Source organism: Streptomyces sp. NPDC043861, assembly GCF_056435905.1.
In genome coordinates, this window is sequence record NZ_JBWKDP010000005.1 from 136,899 (window position 1) to 157,741 (window position 20,843).

General features: G+C 69.4%; 17 protein-coding genes. 3 read left to right on the top strand and 14 right to left on the bottom strand.

Going from position 1 to position 20,843, the window contains the following annotated elements:
- The first annotated feature begins 2 nt into the window (after window positions 1-2).
- The 3 genes from zwf to pgl are packed head-to-tail and all read left to right on the top strand — an operon-like array spanning window position 3 to window position 3,327.
- Window positions 3-1,535, top strand: coding sequence for a glucose-6-phosphate dehydrogenase (gene zwf, locus AC068D_RS14185; RefSeq protein ID WP_478823283.1), 1,533 nt, complete (start codon window positions 3-5; stop codon window positions 1,533-1,535).
- A complete protein-coding gene (gene opcA / locus AC068D_RS14190) occupies window positions 1,532-2,548 on the top strand; it encodes a glucose-6-phosphate dehydrogenase assembly protein OpcA (RefSeq protein ID WP_478823284.1) in 1,017 nt (338 codons plus the stop codon). The genes zwf and opcA overlap by 4 nt, the downstream gene beginning before the upstream one ends.
- The gene (gene pgl / locus AC068D_RS14195; protein ID WP_478823285.1) at window positions 2,545-3,327 is read left to right on the top strand and encodes a 6-phosphogluconolactonase; all 783 of its coding nucleotides are present in this window, start codon (window positions 2,545-2,547) and stop codon (window positions 3,325-3,327) included. Before opcA ends, pgl begins: the two co-directional genes overlap by 4 nt.
- Window positions 3,328-3,522: 195 nt before the next feature.
- Here pgl and AC068D_RS14200 read toward each other — a convergent pair whose 3' ends face one another.
- From AC068D_RS14200 to AC068D_RS14265, 14 genes are all read right to left on the bottom strand, one after another.
- Window positions 3,523-5,031, bottom strand: a complete 1,509-nt coding sequence (locus AC068D_RS14200) for a PH domain-containing protein (RefSeq protein ID WP_478823286.1) — start codon at window positions 5,029-5,031, stop codon at window positions 3,523-3,525.
- On the bottom strand, window positions 5,028-5,528 hold the full coding sequence (locus AC068D_RS14205) for a PH domain-containing protein (protein ID WP_478823287.1): 501 nt from the start codon (window positions 5,526-5,528) through the stop codon (window positions 5,028-5,030). Before AC068D_RS14205 ends, AC068D_RS14200 begins: the two co-directional genes overlap by 4 nt.
- A gap of 14 nt (window positions 5,529-5,542) precedes the next feature.
- A complete protein-coding gene (gene pgi, locus AC068D_RS14210; RefSeq protein ID WP_478823586.1) occupies window positions 5,543-7,219 on the bottom strand; it encodes a glucose-6-phosphate isomerase in 1,677 nt (558 codons plus the stop codon).
- A 250-nt stretch (window positions 7,220-7,469) separates the two neighbouring features.
- Window positions 7,470-7,805: an RNA polymerase-binding protein RbpA gene (locus tag AC068D_RS14215; protein WP_338675831.1), complete on the bottom strand. Its 336-nt coding sequence runs from the start codon at window positions 7,803-7,805 to the stop codon at window positions 7,470-7,472.
- Window positions 7,806-7,915: 110 nt separating this feature from the next.
- The gene (secG, locus tag AC068D_RS14220; protein ID WP_478823587.1) at window positions 7,916-8,146 is read right to left on the bottom strand and encodes a preprotein translocase subunit SecG; all 231 of its coding nucleotides are present in this window, start codon (window positions 8,144-8,146) and stop codon (window positions 7,916-7,918) included.
- 145 nt (window positions 8,147-8,291) lie between these two features.
- Window positions 8,292-9,068: a triose-phosphate isomerase gene (gene tpiA, locus AC068D_RS14225; RefSeq protein ID WP_478823288.1), complete on the bottom strand. Its 777-nt coding sequence runs from the start codon at window positions 9,066-9,068 to the stop codon at window positions 8,292-8,294.
- Between the two features lie 6 nt (window positions 9,069-9,074).
- Entirely contained in the window at window positions 9,075-10,286 is a 1,212-nt protein-coding gene (locus tag AC068D_RS14230; RefSeq protein ID WP_478823289.1) for a phosphoglycerate kinase, read from the bottom strand.
- 108 nt (window positions 10,287-10,394) lie between these two features.
- Window positions 10,395-11,399 carry a type I glyceraldehyde-3-phosphate dehydrogenase gene (gap, locus tag AC068D_RS14235; protein WP_478823290.1) on the bottom strand — a complete coding sequence of 335 codons (1,005 nt, stop codon included), beginning with the start codon at window positions 11,397-11,399 and terminating at the stop codon, window positions 10,395-10,397.
- A gap of 192 nt (window positions 11,400-11,591) precedes the next feature.
- Entirely contained in the window at window positions 11,592-14,531 is a 2,940-nt protein-coding gene (locus AC068D_RS14240; RefSeq protein WP_478823291.1) for a M14 family metallopeptidase, read from the bottom strand.
- 576 nt (window positions 14,532-15,107) lie between these two features.
- Complete coding sequence (gene whiA, locus AC068D_RS14245; protein WP_385411348.1) at window positions 15,108-16,097, bottom strand: DNA-binding protein WhiA; 990 nt, start codon at window positions 16,095-16,097, stop codon at window positions 15,108-15,110.
- Complete coding sequence (locus AC068D_RS14250; RefSeq protein WP_478823292.1) at window positions 16,088-17,122, bottom strand: gluconeogenesis factor YvcK family protein; 1,035 nt, start codon at window positions 17,120-17,122, stop codon at window positions 16,088-16,090. Before AC068D_RS14250 ends, whiA begins: the two co-directional genes overlap by 10 nt.
- Window positions 17,119-18,024, bottom strand: coding sequence for an RNase adapter RapZ (rapZ, locus tag AC068D_RS14255; protein ID WP_478823293.1), 906 nt, complete (start codon window positions 18,022-18,024; stop codon window positions 17,119-17,121). The genes AC068D_RS14250 and rapZ overlap by 4 nt, the downstream gene beginning before the upstream one ends.
- A gap of 203 nt (window positions 18,025-18,227) precedes the next feature.
- Complete coding sequence (gene uvrC / locus AC068D_RS14260) at window positions 18,228-20,318, bottom strand: excinuclease ABC subunit UvrC (RefSeq protein ID WP_478823294.1); 2,091 nt, start codon at window positions 20,316-20,318, stop codon at window positions 18,228-18,230.
- Between the two features lie 49 nt (window positions 20,319-20,367).
- Entirely contained in the window at window positions 20,368-20,796 is a 429-nt protein-coding gene (locus AC068D_RS14265; protein ID WP_478823295.1) for a Rieske (2Fe-2S) protein, read from the bottom strand.
- Between the last annotated feature and the right edge of the window lie 47 nt (window positions 20,797-20,843).

Genomic DNA, 20,843 nt, shown 5'->3' on the forward strand with positions numbered 1-20,843 from the left:
TCTTGACTCCCGCACACGGAGCCAACCCGCTTCGTGACGCCGCGGACCGACGGCTCCCGCGTATCGCGGGGCCGTCGGGCCTGGTGATCTTTGGCGTTACGGGCGATTTGTCACGTAAGAAGTTGATGCCCGCCGTCTACGACCTGGCCAACCGGGGGCTCCTGCCGCCGGGCTTCTCGCTCGTGGGCTTCGCCCGCCGCGACTGGGACGACCAGGACTTCGCCGAGGAAGTCCACGAAGCCGTCAAGCAGCACGCCCGCACCCCCTTCCGCGAGGAGGTCTGGCAGCAGCTCATCCAGGGAATGCGCTTCGTCCAGGGCACCTTCGACGACGACAACTCGTTCGAGACGCTCAAGAAGACGATCATCGACCTCGATCAGGTCCAGGGCACCGGCGGCAACTTCGCGTTCTACCTCTCCGTGCCGCCGAAGTTCTTCCCCAAGGTCGTCCAGCAGTTGAAGAAGCACGGACTGGCCGACCAGAAGGACGGCTCGTGGCGGCGTGCCGTCATCGAGAAGCCCTTCGGCCACGACCTGGTCTCCGCCATGGAGCTCAACTCGATCGTCCATGAGGTCTTCGCCCCGGACCAGGTCTTCCGGATCGACCACTATCTGGGCAAGGAAACCGTCCAGAACATCCTGGCGCTCCGCTTCGCCAACACCCTCTTCGAGCCGATCTGGAACCGGTCGTACGTCGACCATGTGCAGATCACCATGGCCGAGGACATCGGCATCGGCGGCCGCGCCGGCTACTACGACGGCATCGGTGCCGCGCGTGACGTCATCCAGAACCACCTCCTCCAGCTTCTCGCGCTGACCGCGATGGAGGAGCCCGCTTCCTTCGACGCGGATGCACTGGCCGCCGAGAAGACCAAGGTGCTGGGCGCCGTCAAGCTGCCGAAGGACCTGGCGGCCGACACGGTGCGCGCCCAGTACGCCTCCGGCTGGCAGGGCGGCGAGAAGGTGGTCGGCTATCTCGAGGAAGACGGCATCAACCCCAAGTCGAACACCGACACCTACGCCGCCATAAAGCTGGAGATCGACAACCGCCGCTGGGCGGGCGTCCCCTTCTATCTCCGCACGGGCAAGCGTCTGGGCCGCAGGGTCACCGAGATCGCGGTCGTCTTCCAGCGCGCGCCGCACTCCCCGTTCGACCACACCGCCACCGAGGAACTGGGGCAGAACGCCCTGGTGTTCCGGGTCCAGCCGGATGAGGGCGTGACGATGCGGTTCGGCTCGAAGGTGCCGGGCACCTCGATGGAGGTCCGCGACGTCTCGATGGACTTCGCCTACGGCGAGTCCTTCACCGAATCGAGCCCCGAGGCCTATGAGCGGCTGATCCTCGATGTGCTGCTCGGCGACTCCAACCTCTTCCCGAGGCTGGCGGAGGTCGAGCTGTCCTGGAAGATCCTCGATCCGATCGAGCAGTTCTGGGAAAGGACCGGCAAGCCCGCGCAGTACCCCGCCGGGACCTGGGGTCCGGTCGAGGCCGACGAAATGCTCGCACGAGACGGACGGAGCTGGCGCCGGCCATGAAGATCGACCTTACGGACACCACCTCCGGAAAGATCAACAAGGCCCTGGTGCAGGGGCGGCGGGCGATCGGCACGCCGGCCGTCGGCATGGTCCTCACCCTCGTCATCGTCACGGACGAGGAGAACGCGTACGACGCCCTGAAGGCCGCCAACGACGCGTCCCGCGAGCACCCTTCCCGCACGCTCGTCGTCATCAAGCGGATCTCGCGCTCTCCGCGCGACCGGGCGAAGGCACGCCTCGACGCCGAGGTGCGGGTCGGCTCGGACGCCGGCACCGGCGAGACGGTCGTGCTGCGGCTCTACGGCGAGGTCACCGACCACGCCCAGTCGGTGGTGCTGCCGCTGCTGCTGCCGGACGCTCCGGTCGTGGCCTGGTGGCCGGTGAACGCGCCGGTCGACCCGGCGTCCGACCCGCTGGGCTCGCTGGCGCAGCGCCGGGTCACCGACACCTACGCCTGCGAACAGCCGGTCGCCGAACTGACGGCCCGCGCCGACGCCTACACTCCGGGTGACACGGATCTGTCCTGGACCCGGATCACCCCGTGGCGCTCGATGCTCGCGGCCGCGCTGGACCAGGTGACCTACGAGGTCACAGCGGCTGCGGTGGAGGGCGAGGAGTTCAACCCGAGCTGCGAACTGCTCGCCATGTGGCTCGCCGACCGGCTGAAGGTTCCGGTGAAGCGTTCGGTGTCGCCGGGCCCCGGGCTCACTTCCGTACGGCTGGAGACGAAGAACGGCCCGATCGTGCTGGACCGGGCGGACGGCTCGCTGGCGACGCTGTCCATCGAGGGCCAGCCGGACCGTGCGGTGGCGCTGAAGCGGCGTGACACGGCCGAGCTGATCGCGGAGGAACTGCGGCGGCTCGACCCGGACGACACCTATGCGTCGGCACTGCGTTACGGCGTCGAACGGCTCAACGTGGAATCGGCGGAGGCGGAGGCCGGGACCGCACCCGTGGCGCCGCAGAAGAAGGCCGCGGCGAAGACCCCGCCCAAGAAGGCGGCATCGAAATGAGCACCCCACAACTCGTCGTCCACCGCGACAAGGAGCTGATGGCGCAGGCCGCCGCGGCGCGGCTGATCACCAAGGTCGTGGACGCCCAGGCCGCGCGCGGCTCCGCGTCGGTGGTGCTCACCGGAGGACGCAACGGCAACGGCCTGCTGGCCGCACTCGCCGCCGCTCCTGCGCGGGACGCGATCGACTGGTCCCGGCTGGATCTGTGGTGGGGCGACGAGCGGTTCCTGCCGGAGGCCGACCCCGAGCGCAATGTCACCCAGGCCCGGGAGGCCCTGCTGGACTCGGTGCCGCTGGATCCTGCCCGGGTCCACGCGATGCCGGCTTCGGACGGTGCGCACGGCAAGGACGCGGATGCGGCGGCCGCAGCCTACGCCGCGGAACTCGCCGCCGCGGCAGGCCCCGAGGACCACGGCGACGTCCCCACCTTCGACGTACTGATGCTGGGGGTCGGCCCGGACACCCATGTCGCCTCCCTGTTCCCGGAGCTCCCGGGGGTGCGGGAGACGGAGCGGACGGTGGTCGGTGTCCACGGTGCGCCGAAGCCTCCGCCGACCCGGATCTCGCTGACGCTCCCCGCCATCCGGGCGGCACGCGAGGTGTGGCTCCTCGCAGCGGGCGAGGACAAGGCGAGCGCCGTGGCGATCGCCCTGTCGGGAGCGGGGGAGATCCAGGCTCCGGCGGCGGGGGCGTACGGCCGCTCCCGGACGCTGTGGCTCCTCGATTCGGCGGCGGCCGCGCAGCTTCCCCGCGGGCTGTACCCGCCGGCCTCGCCCTGAGTCCACGGCTTCACCGCCCGTCCGACGGCCCGGTCCGCAGCTGCGGACCGGGCCGCCTGCCGTTGGGTGCCCGGGCAGGACAACGCGGTGCCCCGGTCCCATGCCGGGCCTGCCGACGAGCGAAGAGCCCGAGCGTCCAGGAGGGGCTCGTACCGCAACTTCCCCCGCTCTTGAGGGAACTGAGCCGCCCGTCCGCTACCCGGCGGCGTTCCGCGGTCGCTCGACGAACGGCTCCAGCAGCCCCGGTACCGCGCGCGAGGCGAAATCCAGGGCCTCGTGCGCATCGGCGTCGCGGACCGAGTACGCCCCGTCTCCCGCGGCCGTCGTCGCGGTCAGGGTGACAAGACCGGCGCGGCGCTGGAACCAGGACTGCTTGAGCGTCCAGCCGATCACACCCCCGCGCTGGAGCGCGACCGTCCCGCGGCGGACCGTCCCCGACCGGGCGAGCAGATAGTCCCCTTCGATGCCGTGGCCCAGACTGCGGTACGCGTCCAGGGCCAGCAGCACCGCGAGGGGCAGGAAGACCAGGGCACACGCGGCCGCGACGTACAGCAGGACCTCTGCGAGCAGCAGCCCCAGCACGGTGAGGGCCAGCAGCGGAAGCAGCGCGGCAGCCAGCGACCGGCGCAACCTGCGGGTGCGGGCCGCGCGCGGGTGCGGGGTCAGCGGCACGCTCGTCGGCGCACCGTTCTCACGGAGCACCAGCGCGGCCACGTCGTCCGCCGCGGACCGGGGCGCGGCCGGCAGCAGCGTCTTGAGGTCGGCGTGCTTGTCGTCCACGTCGTTCACCAGACCGGTCGCCACCGCGTCCACGCGCGCCGCGCCGCACAGCCGTGCACCGAGCGGCTCGACGAGCTCCACCCCGCGCAGCCGCCGCTCCTCGATGGATACCGAGCGGGCCGTCAAGAGCCCACGGCGGACCCGGAGTGTGCCACCCGGCTCGCGCTCCAGCCGGTAGTTGAACCACATCTCCACCCAGAGTCCGAGCGCGCCCACGACCCCCGCGACCAGGGCCCCGAGGGCCAGAACGAGGACCGTCCAGAACAGAGGTGTGTCGCGGAATCGGTCCTCCGCCCATTCGATCACCCTGCCCCGGGCGCCGAACCATTCGCTGACCTGCATCACGGCACCCACCGCCGCGCCGCCGAGCAGCGGGGCGACGAAGGACACCGGTGCATAGCGGATCCAGCGGGGATCGAGGACCGCGAGTTCGCCCTCTCGATGGGTGCCGGAAGCCGCCGACGCGTCACGGGCCAGCAGTACACGGCGCAGCCGCTCGCCCTCCTCCCTGGTGACCGGGGCGAGTTCCAGCGTGGACTCACCGGCGCCGGTGTGCTCACCGGTGCCGATGCGCACTTTCACCAGCCCGAGTATGCGCAGCAGCGGATTGGCCGACAGATCGACACTGCGGATGCGTTCCCGGGCCAGCGAGCGGCGCTTCATCAGGAACAGTCCGGTGTGGAGTTCGGCGCGCTCCGGTGTGATGCGGTACCTCGTTCTCCGCCACCGCACATGGTCGGCGGCCGCGCCGACGAGGACGATGAGGGTGCATCCGGCCAGCACCCCGCCGAGCGCCTCCCACCATCCCAAGCTGCCGGCCAGGCCGAACAGGACCGGAAGCGCAGCACCGACCGTGACCGGGCACATGACCACGGCCGTGACGAGGACGGTGCGCCGGTCGAGCCTCGACCAGCCGTCGCTCATGTGGCATCCCCGGGTGTGGCCTGGGTGATCCGGGTCAACTGCCCCGCCAGTTCCGCCGCGAGCTCGTGGTCCAGGCCGCCGATCCTGATCGCGCCCCTGGACGAGGCCGTCGTGACGGTGACGGTCGAGAGCCGGAAGGCCTGTTCCAGCGGTCCGCGCTCGGTGTCCACCGTCTGGATGCGGGACATGGGCGCGATCCGCCACTCCTGCCACAGTGCGCCGGTACGGACGTACACCGCTTCGTCGGTGACCTCCCAGCGGTGCACGCGGTACCACCAGGCGGGGAGGAAGACGGTGCCGGCCAGGCCGAGAACCGCCGCCGCAGCGGCGGCGGACAGCAACCAGCCCCGGGCGGGCCCGATGAACACGCCCAGGACCCCGAGCACGGTCACCGGCACCAGCGTCGTCAGCAGGCACCTCGTACGCCACCAGCCGACGGCCCGCTCATTGAGCGTGTTCGCCGGTGGTCTCAGCCGTACGACTTCCTCCCCCGCCATCGGATCAGCTCCCCCTACTGCGCCCTGCGGGCGCCGCCGGTCCCCCGGCGCAGTGTGCGGTATCTGGCCACGAGCGCGGCGGTCGAGCTGTCGAGGTCCCGACCCTCGCTCTCCCCGGTCAGCACCGGCTCGATCCGCTTGGCCAGCACCTTGCCGAGTTCGACACCCCACTGGTCGAAGGAGTCGATGTTCCAGACGGCGCCCTGGACGAACACCTTGTGCTCGTACAGGGCGATCAGCTGGCCCAGCACGGAGGGCGTCAGCTCGTTCGCCAGGATCGTGGTCGTCGGGTGGTTTCCGGGGAACGTCTTGTGCGGCACAAGTTCCTCCGCCACGCCCTCGGCCCGTACCTCGTCCGGGGTCTTGCCGAAGGCCAGCGCCTGCGTCTGGGCGAAGAAGTTGGCCATGAGCAGATCGTGCTGGGCGACCACTCCCGGCATCAGGTCGTCGACCGGCTGCGCGAAGCCGATGAAGTCCGCCGGGACGAACGTGGTGCCCTGGTGGATCAACTGGTAGTACGCGTGCTGGCCGTTGGTGCCGGGCGTGCCCCAGACGACGGGGCCCGTCCGCCAGTCGACCCGGTTGCCCTCGCGGTCCACGGACTTGCCGTTGGACTCCATGTCGAGCTGCTGCAGATACGCGGTGAACTTGCTCAGATAGTGCGAGTACGGCAGGACCGCGTGCGACTGCGCGTCGAAGAAGGCGCCGTACCAGATACCCAGCAGTCCGAGCAGCAGAGGGGCGTTCTCCGCGGCGGGCGCGGTACGGAAATGCTCGTCGACGAGGTGGAAGCCGTCGAGCAGCTCGCGGAATCGGTCCGGACCGATGGCGATCATCAGCGAGAGCCCGATGGCCGAGTCGAACGAGTACCGCCCGCCGACCCAGTCCCAGAACTCGAACATGTTCGCCGTGTCGATGCCGAACTCCTCGACCTTCTCGGCGTTCGTCGACAGGGCCACGAAGTGCTCGGCGACAGCCTCCTGGCCGGCCTTCAGTCCGCTGAGGAGCCATTCGCGGGCCGATGTCGCATTGGTGATGGTCTCGATCGTGGTGAAGGTCTTGGACGCGACGATGAACAGCGTCTCGGCCGGGTCGAGGTCGCGGACCGCCTCGTGCAGATCGGCCCCGTCCACGTTCGAGACGAACCGGAACGTCAGATCCCGTGCGGTGCAGGAACGCAGGACCTCGTAGGCCATCGCCGGGCCCAGATCGGAGCCGCCGATACCGATGTTGACGACGTTCTTGATGGGCTTTCCGGTGTGGCCGGTCCAGCCGCCCGAGCGGATCCGCTCGGAGAAGGCGCCCATCCTGTCGAGCACGGCATGCACTGCGGGCACCACGTTCTCACCGTCGACCTCGATCACGGCGTCGCGGGGGGCGCGGAGCGCGGTGTGCAGTACGGCCCGGTCCTCGGTGATGTTGATCTTCTGGCCGCGGAACATGGCGTCCCGCAGCCCCTCGACATCCGTGGCCTCGGCGAGCTCGCGCAGGAGCGCCAGCGTCTCGCCGGTCACCAGGTGCTTGGAGTAGTCGAGGTGGAGGTCACCCACCTGCAGGGTGTACCGGCTGCCCCGGTCGGCATCGGCGGCGAACAGCTCCCGCAGATGTGTGTCGGCCAGCTGCTCACGGTGCTTGGCCAGAGCAGCCCACTCGGGCATCCGGTTGAGCCGGGTACGGCTTTCCGCATTCACTGACATTCCGCCCACTTCTTCTCGTACCTGCCTGTGTGCCCCGCTGCCCCACCAACCTAATTGATCTGAGGGCCGGCCATGCGACGGCGAGGGTGCCGGTGATGCGGTCGGGCGGAGGGCGGAAGCCGGGCGAACGCGTCGGGCCCGGGGGGGGGGGGGGGGGGGGGAGGGGGGGGGGGGGGGGGGGGGGGGGGGGGGGGGGGGGGGGGGCGGACCCCGGGCCCGCTGTAGGCCGATGAGCGTGGACCGCTCAGATCTCGCCCCGGAGCTTGGCGAGCGCCTCGGCGAGGATCGCCTCCCCGTCCGCGTCGCTGCGCCGCTCCCGTACGTACGCCAGATGCGTCTTGTACGGCTCGGTGCGCGGCGGGTCCGGCGGATTGTCCCGGTCCTGACCGGCCGGGAACCCGCAGCGCGGGCAGTCCCAGTGCTCCGGAACCTGTGCGTCACTGGCGAAGCTCGGCTGCGTCTCGTGCCCGTTCGAGCACCAGAAGGAGATGCGGAGACGCGGCGCGGACTCGCCCCGCTCGGCCTCCCCCATCGGCCCCGCTCCGACCCGGCTTCCCCGGATCGCGTTGCCACTTGCCACGGTCGTAACTCCCTGCGTGATGGTGCTCGAAGATGCCCCAGTCTACGTAAGGCCCAACGCGCGTCCAGTGATTGGAGTTACACCCCCACCCCCAGGACGCCTGCAGTGGGTCAGCTGCCCAACTTCATCAGCAGACCAAGTACGACAATGCACGCGAACCACATCAGACCGACCACGAGGGTGATGCGGTCGAGGTTGCGCTCGGCGACCGAGGAGCCGCCGACGGAGGACTGCATGCCGCCACCGAACATGTCGGAGAGGCCGCCGCCCTTCCCCTTGTGCATCAGCACCAGCAGCATCATCAGCAGGCTGAAGACGATCAGGGCGATCGAGAACCCCATAATCACGGCTGGACCAACTTCCTCGGACGGGACAGAACTGGAATCTGGGCGACTGATCGGACCGAGCAGTCACTCGAGAAGGCGGGGGCCGGGCCCGAAAGCCTCGGCCCCCGCAAGGGTACGACGGATCGGCCCTACGGCCTACTCACTGGTCACGGAACCGGACGATCTTGACGAACTCGTCCGCGTCCAGCGCCGCCCCGCCGACCAGGGCGCCGTCCACATCGGGCTGCGCCATGATCGCCGCGACGTTGCCGGCCTTCACCGAGCCGCCGTACTGGATCCGGACCTTGTCGGCCAGCTCCTGGCCGTACAGCTCGGCCAGCCGGCCACGGATCGCCCCGCAGACCTCCTGGGCGTCCTCGGGGGTGGCGACCTCTCCGGTACCGATGGCCCAGACGGGCTCGTAGGCGATCACGACGGTCTCGGCCTGCTCGGCCGGGATGTCCTTCAGACCGCCGTCGATCTGCTTCAGCGTGTACTCGACCTGCTGTCCGGCCTTGCGGATGTCCAGGCCCTCGCCGACGCACAGGATCGGGGTCAGACCGTGCTTGAACGCGGCCTTCACCTTGGCGTTGCAGATCTCGTCGGACTCGGCGTGGTACTGACGTCGCTCGGAGTGACCGACGGTCACGTAGGTGCACTTCAACTTGGCGAGCATGGGGCCCGAGATCTCGCCGGTGTAGGCACCGGAGTCGTGCGCCGAGATGTCCTGGGCGCCGTACTTGATCTTGAGCTTGTCGCCGTCGACCAGGGTCTGCACGGAGCGCAGGTCGGTGAAGGGCGGCAGGACGGCGACCTCTACGGCGTCGTAGTCCTTGTCCGCCAGGGCGAAGGCGAGCTTCTGGACGTGCGCGATGGCCTCGAGGTGGTTGAGGTTCATCTTCCAGTTGCCCGCCATCAGCGGGGTGCGGGTGCTCATGCGGGGTCAGTCCTCCAGTGCGGCGAGGCCGGGAAGCGTCTTGCCCTCGAGGTACTCGAGGCTCGCGCCACCACCGGTCGAAATATGTCCGAATGCATTCTCGTCGAAGCCGAGCGTACGGACGGCGGCGGCCGAGTCGCCACCGCCGACGACGGTGAACGCGGAGCTGTCGACGAGAGCCTGGGCGATCGCGCGGGTGCCGCCCGCGTAGTCGGGGTGCTCGAAGACGCCCACCGGGCCGTTCCAGAAGACGGTCTCGGCGTCGGCGATCTTCGACGCGTACAGCTCCCGAGTCCTCGGACCGATGTCCAGACCCTCCTTGTCGGAGGGGATCTTGTCGGCGTCGACCGTGGTGAACTCGGCCGGGGCCTTGGTCTTCAGATCCGGGAAGTCGGCCGCGGCCAGGATGTCGACCGGCAGCACGAGCTCGACGCCGTTCTTCTCGGCGCGCTCCATGTATTCGGTCACCTTGGGGATCTGGTCCTCCTGGAGGAGGGAGATCCCGACCTCGTACCCCTTGGCCTTGAGGAAGGTGTACGCCATGCCGCCGCCGATCAGCAGCCGGTCGGCCTTGCCGAGCAGCTGGTCGATGACCGCGAGCTTGTCGGAGACCTTGGCGCCGCCGAGAACGACGACATACGGCCGCTTGACGTCCTCGGTGAGCTTCCTCAGCACGCCGACCTCGGTGGCGATGAGGTGGCCGGCGGCGTGCGGCAGGCGGGCCGGGAGGTCGTACACCGAGGCGTGCTTGCGGTGGACCGCTCCGAAGCCGTCCCCGACGTACACATCGGCGAGGGAGGCGAGCTCGTCGGCGAACGCGCCGCGCTCCGCGTCTTCCTTGGACGTCTCGCCCGCGTTGAAGCGGAGATTCTCGATGACGGCCACCTGGCCGTCCGCGAGGCCGCCGACGGTGCTGCGGGCCGACTCGCCGACCGTGTCGGTCGCGAATGCGACCTCGGCTCCGAGCAGTTCACCGAGACGGGCCGCGGCCGGGGCGAGCGAGAAGGCCGGGTCCGGGGCGCCCTTGGGGCGGCCCAGGTGCGAGGCGACGACGACCCGGGCGCCCCCGTCGGCGAGCGCCTTCACGGTCGGCAGCACGGCGCGGATACGGCCGTCGTCGGTGATGGTGGTGCCGTCGAGCGGCACATTGAGGTCGGCGCGGACGAAGACCCGCTTACCGGCGACGCCTTCGGCGAGAAGTTCGTCGATCGTCTTCATGGTGATGACTCCTAGGAGAGGTCGAGGGCAAGCGACAGGGCTCGTACAGCGCGTCCTTGCGCTGTTCGAGCCCTGCTGCTCACATCGAGGTGCCTACCGGCGGGTGAATCAGAGCTGGCCGCCGACGAAGACGGTCAGGTCGACGAGGCGGTTGGAGTAACCCCACTCGTTGTCGTACCAGCCGACGACCTTGACCTGCTTGCCCTGGACCATGGTCAGCTTCGAGTCGAAGGTGCAGGAAGCCGGCCAGTTGACGATGTCCGAGGAGACGATCGGGTCCTCGGTGTACTCCAGGATGCCCTGGAGCTGGCCCTCGGCTGCCTTCTGGAAGGCGGTGTTGATCTCGTCCTTGGTGACCTCGCGGTCGAGCTCGAGGACCAGGTCGGTGACGGAGCCGGTCGGAACCGGGACGCGCATCGCGATGCCGTCCAGCTTGCCCTTGAGCTGCGGGAGGACCAGGGCGGTGGCCTTCGCGGCACCGGTCGAGGTCGGGATGATGTTCTCCGCGGCGGCGCGGGCGCGACGCAGGTCCTTGTGCGGGAAGTCCAGGATGCGCTGGTCGTTCGTGTACGCATGGACCGTGGTCATCATGCCCTTGACGATGCCGAAGTTCTCGTCGAGGACCTTGGCCATCGGCGCCACACAGTTGGTGGTGCAGGAGGCGTTGGAGATGACGTGGTGGTTCGCGGCGTCGTACTTGTCCTGGTTGACGCCCATGACAATGGTGATGTCCTCGTCGGTGGCCGGAGCCGAGATGAGGACCTTCTTCGCACCGCCGGCGATGTGCTTCTCGGCGTCGGCCTTCTTGGTGAAGATGCCGGTCGACTCGATGACGATGTCGACGCCCAGCTCACCCCACGGGATGTCGGACGGGTTGCGCTCGGAGAGCACCTTGATGGTGTGGCCGTCCACCGTGATGGTGTCGGCGGTGTGGCTCACCTCTGCCTTGAGACGACCCAGAATGGTGTCGTACTTCAGCAGGTGAGCGGTGGTCGCGGTGTCACCGAGGTCGTTGACAGCCACGATCTCGATGTCAGCACCCTGCTCCAGCAGCGCGCGGAAGTAGTTACGACCGATGCGGCCAAAGCCGTTGATGCCTACGCGGATCGTCACGAACCGATCTCCTCGTTGGTACGCCGGGTTCGACGCCGGCGAGCTTTTATAGGGATGTCCCCGACCGCTTATGACCCTACCTCCCCGGGAGCCGTGCAGTGACATCGGCCACGAGCCGGAAACGAGACGGCGACCCGTACCCGTGAGTAGGATGCGGGCCGCCGTTTCCGTCGGGGAATTGGCCACGCAGCGTCAGCGACGCAGTGCTCTCAGTGCCTTTCCGATGAGCTGCTCGCGGGCCGCCGGTTCCGAGACGTGCTCCAGCCCGAAGCCGAGCAGGACGGTGTCCCGCGTGGTGACCGCCGCGTACGAGACGAACAGCTCGCCCGACCGCGCCCAGTCACCGCCGACCGCGGGGCTGCCCTCGGGCGCCCCGGATGCGGTCCAGGCTCCGAGAGAGGTCTCGAAGCCCTCGCTCTCCTTCTCCGCGCCGCCGACGAACAGTGCGGCGTTGTCGACGAAGACTCCGCGACCGCCGCTTCCGGGGTCGGTGACGGAGCTGACCGAGAGCTCGACCTTCCTGCCCGCGTAGGCGCTCAGATCGAACGAGACCTGCTTCCAGCCGGCGGAGGAGCCGGTGAAGCTGTTCCACGCTCCACTGCTTCCCGTCGCGGTGCAACCGCCTGCGCCCAGTGTGAGGTAGTGGCGCAGGAAGGGATGACCGTTGAGGAAGAACCCGGCCTCGCACTCGTCGGGGACCGCGGTGCCCGTGAGTCCGCCCTGCTCGGGGAGCGTCGTCCAGTCCTCGGCGCCGACGGTGTGCGCCTCCAGGATCGCGTGGTCGTAGCCGGGCTCGGTGTTCCAGTTGAGTGCGAGCTTCAGCTGCGGCTTGTCGGCCGCCGTGACACCGGTGAGGTCGACGGTCCTGGTGAGGCGCTTCCAGTCGTTGTCCTCGTGGGTGGCGGAGGCCATCGACTGTCCCGCGTACGGGGCATAGGGGTTGGTCACGCCGTTGTAGCGGCCTGCCTGTGCGCTGCCGAACTGAGGGAAGTCCGCTGCCGGCAGGGTGTCGGAGGTGATGGTGTATGCACCGGCCGCATTGAGGGGATTGCCGGTGGCACCGGTCAGCGGCCCGGTGAACCCGCCGAGCCCTCCGGCGCCCTCGAAGCCGGCGGCGGTGGGTGCGGTGGCTCGGCCGTAGGCACCGAGGTAGTACTGGCTGAAGTCGTTGGTGGCGGCCCTGCCCACCTGGGCGTTGCCGCCGGCCAGCTCACCGGCCTCGATCAGCTTGCCGCCCTCGTTGAGGAAGTCGCGCAGCGCCAGCTGGGTGGGGCCGCCCGGGGCCTGGGCCCCGGTGTAGTGCACGGCGTGGGAGAAGTGGCCGAGCACGCCGAGCGGATGAGGGGCGCCCTGTGCGGCGACGTCCCAGACGACGGCCTTGCGGCCGTTGGCCTTCAGCGCGTCGACGTACTTCTGGGCGTGCTGGGCGGCCGCGCCCTCCTCGGCGATCACCACGGTGTCGGCCTTCGGCCGAGGCGCGATGGTGTAGGTGAAGTGCTCGCTGGACGTGGGCTTTCCGCTTCTGGTCTCGCCGGTGAACCAGACCTCGACCTTGTCCCCGACGTCACCGTCCTTGACCTTCGCCCGGTACTGGTCGAATCGGATGTTGTCCTCGCCGCCGTAGGTGTTGCCGCCCTTCCACGGCCTGAGGGCCATGTCGTGGGTGCGGCCGCCGTTGACCCGGTACTTGAGTTCCTTGTCCCGGACCGACTTCCGGACGACGACGGAGACCTCCTGGTCGCCTCCGCGGGCGTAGGAAGTGGTGAACGGATCGACCGTGAAGTCGGGAGCCGTCATGCCGACCGGGGACGAGGGCCGGTCCGGGTGGGCGGCCGTCTCGGCAACGGAGAGCGCGAAGTTGATGTTCTTCGCGAACTCGGCCTGGATCAGCTTCTCGTCGTCGGGGAAGTTGAAGCCGGACCGGCAGTCCTCGGGCTTCCACGCGTCGTTCGGATCGGCGGCGGATGCCGTCTGACAGGTGGTCATCTCCGGGGTGAACATCATCATCCCGTTGGCGTTGGCCGCATGGCCGTCGGCCTCACCGTTGGTGGTGTAGAGCTCGGAGGAGACCTGTGGGTAGTAGCCGGGAACCGCGGACTTGTCCGGCGTGCCGGCAAGTGCCTTGTAGAGCACGTCGTCCGGGGTCGGGGTGGCGACCTGCCAGCCCACCCCGTACAGCAGCAGTTCGGCGGCGGAGTGGTAGTTGATGCCGTACTCGAAGCCGATGCGCTTCTGGAAGCGGTCGAGCGCGACCGTCTCGGGTTCGGAGGAGGGGCCCTGGCCGCGGTAGGTCTCGCTGCCCGGGTTGGGGGACGAACCCTCGTTGTCGTAGCCCCACTTGTAGGCGAAGTTCCGGTTCAGGTCGACACCGTCGCCCGTGGTGATCCGTCCGTCGCCGTTGTTGTCGCGCAGGTTCTTGCGCCACAGACGGTTGCTGTCGGACTCATGGGTGAAGTCGTAGCCGTCCGGGTTGGCCGAGAGCAGGAACCACAGCTCGGTCCTGTCCACGATCCCGGTGATGCGCGGGTCCTTGCCGTAGCCGTCGACATAGTGGTGGAGCAGCCGCCGGGTCATCTCGGGGGTGATCCACTCACGGGCGTGCTGGTTGGACATGTACAGAGTCGACGGCTTGGAGCCGTCGCGGTACTTGTCGGCGCCCTTGGTGAGCTTCAGGGCCAGCATGTCCTGGCCCTTGACCGTCTTGCCGATGCTGACGACCTTGGTGATCGACGGGTTGGCGCGGGCGACGGCAAGGATCTCCTCCTGGAGCCCGCCGTTGCCGCTGTAGGGCCTGAAGACCCCGTCGCCGGCGGCCGCAGCCCGCGTTCTCGCGGTGGCGGAGACCTTGTGCTCGCTGATGGTGACGCCCTGACCGCGGAGCTGACCGGCCTGCTCGTCGGTGAGGTACATCTCGATGGTGGCGGTGCCCTTGCCGGGCACCTGTTCGCTCAGTTCATGACTGTCGGCACCTGCCGCGATGAGCAGCGGCACCTGGGCCCGGCTCACTTCCGCATGCCATACGGAGAGAACGTCACCGCTGACACCCTGGTCGGCCCGGGCGAGCGGTGCGGCTGCCAGTCCGGCGATCAGGAGTGAGGTCGCGGCGAGGATCGATCTCGCTCTTCGTCTCATTGGCCCCCCTTGCTTTCGTCTGTCGCGAAAGAAACAGATGCCAGGCTCATGACAGTTCATGATCATGTCAAGATGGCCGACATCCCGCGGGGAGGCTGCGCCGAACGCGACTGCCGGCGCCCATATGGGCGCCGGCAGTGGGGAGTTGGCTAAAATTCGGCCAGAGAGCGGGCAGCCGACCGACCCGCCGGTCCGGCACGGCCGATGCCCTGGGAAGGGCCGGTGGTCGACGCCCTGGTGCTGTGACCGGAACGGTCTGCCGGGGAACTCGCGGACTGCGCGGCGGCGCTCGGATCTCCCCCGGCCCGCGAGGGCCGAGGGGAAGCACGGCAAGGCGTTGGGGCCCGCCCCTGGTTCGCCGGGGACACCCCCACCCGGCCGGAGGCCGGAGGAGATCACCCTCGTGGGGGAGCACCCGGATCGTGCGACGACGCAGCGCGGGCGGAACACCCCATCCCAGCGGCAGCCGGAACCACCGCGCGGGACGTCGCAAGCCGGTGAGCCTTTCCGGTCACGGCGCCGGGGTCTTTCGTTCGGATCGGGCCCGCGAGCCCGGCAAGATCCGAACGAGAGGCCCTAGCCGACCAGACCGTCGGCCATCTCCTCGGTGAGGCTGGACTCCGTTCCCGGAATGCCGAGGTCCTGTGCACGCTTGTCGGCCATCGCCAGCAGACGGCGGATACGGCCCGCGACCGCGTCCTTCGTCAGCGGCGGGTCCGCGAGGGCCCCCAGCTCCTCCAGGGACGCCTGCTTGTGTTCCATGCGCAGCCGCCCCGCCGCGGCGAGGTGCTCGGGCACCTCCTCGCCCAGGATCTCCAGTGCGCGCTGCACCCGGGCTCCCGCGGCCACCGCCGCACGGGCAGAACGGCGCAGATTGGCGTCGTCGAAGTTGGCCAGACGGTTGGCCGTGGCGCGGACCTCGCGCCGCATCCGGCGCTCCTCCCAGGCCAGCACCGACTCATGGGCACCGAGCCGGGTCAGCAGGGCACCGATCGCGTCACCGTCGCGGACGACGACCCTGTCGACGCCGCGGACCTCGCGGGCCTTCGCGGCGATGGAGAGCCGGCGTGCGGCCCCGACGAGGGCCAGCGCGGCCTCCGGGCCAGGGCAGGTCACCTCCAGCGAGGAGGACCGGCCGGGCTCGGTCAGCGAACCGTGCGCGAGGAACGCCCCGCGCCACGCCGCCTCGGCGTCGCAGGTGGCTCCTGAGACGACCTGCGGCGGCAGCCCCCGGATGGGGCGACCCCTGCCGTCCACCAGGCCGGTCTGGCGGGCCAGCTGGTCACCGCCCGCCACGACCCGTACGACATAGCGCGAGCCGCGCCGCAGGCCACCGGGGGCCATCACCACGAGATCCGAGGAGTGCCCGAAGATCTCCAGGATGTCCTTGCGGAGCCTGCGCGCCGCGATTCCCGTGTCCAGCTCCGCCTCGATCACGATGCGACCGCTGACCAGGTGCAGTCCGCCCGCGAACCGGAGGATCGCCGAGACCTCTGCCTTTCTGCAGCAGGTCCGGGTGACGGGGAGCCGGGAGATTTCGTCCTTCACCGCTGCCGTCATCGCCATGGGCCGATCCTTCCATGCATCCGAAAAATACGGTCGTACGCGGCGGCCAACAGCTCCGGGTCGTGCTTAGGAGCACCGTCGGGCCTGGCCACCGGCGCGAGCTCGACCGCGGCACCGAGCCGCTTGGCGGCGTCGGCGAGGGACTCGCGGTCGGGCACGGCGGCCTCGTCGGCCAGCACCACGTCCAGGGCGAGTTTAGGGGCGTGTCGCCCCAAAACCTCCAAATGACGCTGCGGAGAGAACCCTTCGGTTTCTCCCGGCTGGGGCGCGAGGTTGAGCGACAGCACACGGCGGGCCTTCGTCTCGACCAGAGCGTCCAGCAGCTCGGGGACGAGCAGGTGCGGAATCACCGAGGAGAACCAGGAACCCGGGCCGAGCACCACCCAGTCGGCGTCGAGGACGGCCTCGACCGCCTCCGGAACTGCAGGCGGATCGTTCGGCACGAGGTGCACGGACTGCACCTCGCCCGGCGTCAGGGCGACGGTGGCCTGACCCCGGACCGTCCCGATGTCCTCGGGCCGCTCCGGATCATGGCCCTTGACCAGGGCCTCCAGCTCCAGGGGCACGGCGGACATGGGCAGCACCCGGCCATGGGCGCCGAGCAGCCTGCCGACCAGGTCCAGGGCCTGCACATGATCGCCGAGCTGCTCCCACAAGGCGACGATCAGCAGATTGCCGACCGCGTGCTCGTGCAGGTCGCCCTGGGACTGGAAACGGTGCTGGATGACCCTGGACCAGGTCTGGCCCCAGGCGTCGTCACCGCACAGCGCCGCGAGCGCCTTGCGGAGATCGCCGGGCGGCAGTACGCCGAGCTCCTCCCGGAGCCGGCCGCTGGAGCCGCCGTCGTCGGCCACGGTGACGACCGCGGTGAGATCGCCGGTGATCCGGCGCAGGGCTGCGAGCGACGCCGACAGGCCCATCCCGCCGCCGAGTGCGACGACCTTGGGCTGCGTACCGCGCCTTCGGCCGGCCCGGGGAGCGTCACTGCCCCGCAGCCGGCGCAGCCGGAGAGTACGACCGGTCACTCGCGCCCCATGTCACGGTGGACGACGACGGTCTCGATCCCCTCGGAGCCGAGGCGTGCCGCGAGCTTCTCCGACATGGCCACGGAACGGTGCTTGCCGCCGGTGCAGCCGACGGCGATGGTCACGTACCGCTTGCCCTCGCGCCGGTAACCCGCGGCGATCAGCTGCAGCAGCTCGGTGTACTGGTTGAGGAACTCCTTGGCGCCGGGCTGGTTGAAGACATAGCCCGAGACCTCGTCGTTGAGGCCGGTGAAGGGGCGCAGCTCCGGAACCCAGTGCGGGTTCGGCAGGAAGCGGCAGTCCACCACGAGGTCGGCGTCGACCGGAAGGCCGTACTTGTAGCCGAACGACATCACCGTGGCCCGCAGCTCCGGCTCCTCGTCGCCGGCGAACTGGGCGTCCATCTTGGCGCGCAGCTCGTGGACATTGAGGCTGGAGGTGTCGATCACCAGGTCGGCGTCGCCGCGCAGCTCCCGCAGGAGGTCCCGCTCGGCGGCGATGCCGTCGACGATCCGGCCGTCGCCCTGCAGCGGGTGCGGGCGGCGCACGGACTCGAAACGGCGCACCAGGGCCTCGTCGGACGACTCCAGGAAGACGATCCGGCGGGTGACCTGCTTGGCGTCGAGATCCGCGAGGGACTCGCGGAGGTTGTCGAAGAACCGCCTGCCGCGAACGTCCACGACGACGGCGATACGGGCCACATTGCCCTGGGAACGTGCGCCGAGCTCCACCATGGTGGGGATCAGCGCGGGCGGCAGGTTGTCGACGACGAACCAGCCGAGGTCCTCCAGGCACTTCGCCGCGGTGCTGCGGCCCGCACCCGACATACCGGAAATGATCACCAGCTCGGGAATGGCCGCTTCAGCGACCTGCCCGGCATCGGTCGTCGTACCCGTACTCACGTCTCCCGCTCCGTGTTCTTGTCGTTCTTGTCGTTCTTGTCGTTCTTGTCGTTCGTCTCGACCGTCTCGACCGTCTCGACCGTCTCGATCATGTCGTTCTTCTCGTCCGTCCGGACCTGCACCCCTGTGTCCGCCGATGCCGTCCTGCCGCCCCCCGCCGGACTCAGCGCTGCCGTTCCGGTGCTCGGATCTGTCCTGACCGGTCATTCCGTGTGTCCCCCGTTCTCGGTCGTGCTTGCCGCAGGTGCCCCGTGGTCCGCTTCCTCTTCAATGATCTCTCCTGTCGCCGTATTCACGGCGGGCGCCGCCGGGGCTGCCCCGGCGAGAGCGACGACGACGGACTCGGCGGTCTTGCGGCCCATCCCCGGCACCTCGCAGATCTGCTCGATTGTGGCCTGCCGAAGCCGCTTCACCGAGCCGAAATGCTTGATCAGAGCCTGTTTGCGCGTTTCACCGAGACCGGGGACGGCGTCGAGCGGGCTGGTGCGCAGCCGCTTGGTGCGCTTGGAGCGCTGATAGCGGATGGCGAAGTCATGAGCCGTGTCACGGACGCGCTGGATCAGATAGAGCCCTTCGCTGGAGCGCGGCAGCACGACCGGATCGTCCTCGCCGGGCAGCCAGACCTCCTCCATTCGCTTGGCGATGCCGCAGACGGCGACATCGTCGATGCCCAGCTCGTCCAGGGCACGCTGGGCAGCGGCGACCTGCGGCTGTCCGCCGTCGACGAGCACAAGCTGGGGAGGGTACGCGAACCGCTTCGGCCTGCCGTTGTCGGCGGGGACCTCACCACTGGCGCCGACGGTCGTCCCGCCGTCATTGCCGGCGCTCTCCCCACCCTCGGCGGAGAGGTCCCACTCCCCGGTCCTCTCCTTCTCGGCGAGATACCGCCTGAAGCGCCTGCTGATCACCTCGTGCATCGAACGGACGTCGTCCTGGCCCTCGCCGTGCCAGACCTGTGTGTCTCCGACACGGCCCTTGATCTGGAAGCGCCGGTACTCGCTCTTGCGGGGCAGTCCGTCCTCGAAAACGACCATGGACGCGACGATGTCCTGGCCCTGCAGATGCGAGATGTCGAAGCACTCGATCCTCAGGGGCGCCGAGTCCAGATCCAGCGCCTCCGCGATCTCCTCCAGGGCCCTGGACCGCGTCGTCAGATCGCTGGCGCGCTTCGTCTTGTGCAGGACGAGGGCCTGCTGGGCATTGCGCCCGACCGTCGCCATCAGGTCCTTCTTGTCGCCGCGCTGCGGGATGCGCAGCGACACGTTCGCCCCGCGCCGGCCGCTCAGCCACTGGGTGACCGCGTCGAGATCCTCGGGGAGGGCCGGGACGAGCACCTCCTTGGGGACGGCGTCGCCGCTCTCCTCCCCGTACAGCTGCTGGAGCGCATGCTCGACGAGGCCCGCCGTGTCGACCGCCTCGACCTTGTCGGTGACCCAGCCGCGCTGGCCGCGCACCCGGCCGCCCCGCACATGGAAGATCTGGACCGCGGCCTCCAGTTCGTCCTCCGCGACCGCGATCAGATCGGCATCGGTGGCGTCGGCCAGCACGACGGCGTTCTTCTCCATGGCCCGTCTCAGGGCCTCTATGTCGTCGCGGAGCCGAGCCGCCCGCTCGTACTCCATCTCCTCGGCCGCGGCCATCATGTCCTTCTCCAGGCGGCGGATGTACGTTCCGGTGCGGCCCGCCATGAAGTCGCAGAAATCCTCGGCCAGTTCGCGGTGCTCCTCGGCGGTGATCCGTGCCACGCAGGGCGCCGAGCACTTGCCGATGTAGCCGAGGAGACAGGGGCGGCCGGTCCGTGCGGCGTTCTTGAAGACCCCTGCGGAGCAGGTCCGCACGGGGAAGACGCGGAGCATGAGATCAACGGTCTCGCGGATCGCCCATGCGTGCCCGTATGGACCGAAGTAGCGCACGCCCTTCTTCTTGGCCCCGCGCATGACCTGGACCCGCGGGAACTCCTCGTTCGTCGTCACCGCGAGATACGGATAGCTCTTGTCGTCCCGGTACTTGACGTTGAACCGGGGGTCGAACTCCTTGATCCAGGAGTACTCCAGCTGCAGCGCCTCCACTTCGGTGGAGACGACCGTCCACTCCACGGAGGCCGCGGTCGTGACCATCGTGCGCGTGCGCGGATGCAGACTCGCCAGGTCCTGGAAGTAGTTGGCGAGACGCTGCCGCAGACTCTTCGCCTTGCCGACGTAGATCACCCGGCGGTGCTCGTCACGGAACTTGTAGACCCCTGGCGAGTCGGGGATCTGTCCCGGCTTGGGGCGGTAGCTGGAGGGGTCTGCCATGCCGCCCACCCTACTGGCGGACGCCGACAACCGGGGCTCGCGCAGGGCCCTACGCCTGGGGGCCGGCGACCAGCTTTCCGCCCTGGACAGTGACCGGGACCTCCGGCAGGGGAACGGTCGCAGGGCCCTGGACGGCCTTGCCGGTGGTGACGTCGAAGCGGCTGCCGTGGCAGGGGCAGTTGCCCTCGGTTCCCTCCAGTTTGTCCAGGACGCAGCCGGCGTGGGTGCACTGGGCGCTGAATGCCTTGTACTGTCCTTCGGCGGGACAGTGCACGACGAGCCGCTGCTCGCGGTAGAGCCTGGCGCCGCCGACCGGGACCGCCTCCGCTGCACCGAGGTCGACGGGTGCGGTCGGGGTGGGCACCTGGGCGTGTCCGAGCTTGGACTCGGTGGAGCAGGCGGCGGCACCCAGCCCGGCGGCCCCGGCAAGGGCCGCGCCTTTCAGCACGGTGCGGCGGGCGGGCGGCTGGCCGGACATCGGTTCTCCACTGGTCGGGCGGGTGCGGGCGCGGACATGCGTACGCG